This is a genomic window from Pedococcus sp. P1_H8 (assembly GCF_056405175.1).
In genome coordinates this window covers 1-375 of sequence record NZ_JBFUCP010000426.1, presented here as the reverse complement: position 1 = coordinate 375, position 375 = coordinate 1, and the positions used below count along the sequence as shown (strand labels likewise).

General features: G+C 70.1%; 1 protein-coding gene. It reads left to right on the top strand.

Features of this window, described 5'->3' with window-relative positions; translation table 11 throughout:
* Nucleotides 1-375, top strand: a 375-nt coding sequence (locus AC1DYG_RS20675; RefSeq protein ID WP_477641701.1) for an FAD-dependent oxidoreductase, incomplete at both ends; no start/stop codon positions are given.

Sequence of the window (375 nt, the reverse complement as noted above, 5' to 3'; positions counted from 1 at the left end):
CCGCCCAGTCGCCGCCGCCGACATCGAATCCTGGGACTTCGAGGCCGACGTGGTCGTCGCCGGCTACGGCATTGCGGGCGTCTCCGCGGCCATCGAGGCCGCCGATGCGGGCGCCGAGGTGCTGGTGCTCGAGCGGACCGGTGGATGGGGCGGAGCTGCCGCACTGGCCGGCGGCTTCGTCTACCTCGGCGGCGGCACCGCAGTCCAGAAGTCCTGTGGCTTCGACGATTCCGTCGAGGAGATGAAGAACTTCCTGAGGGCGGCGCTCGGCCCGGGTGTGGACGAGGCCAAGCTCACGGACTACTGCGAGGGCAGCGTCGCGCACTTCGACTGGCTGGTCGAGTGCGGGGTGCCGTTCAAGCACACCTTCTGGGG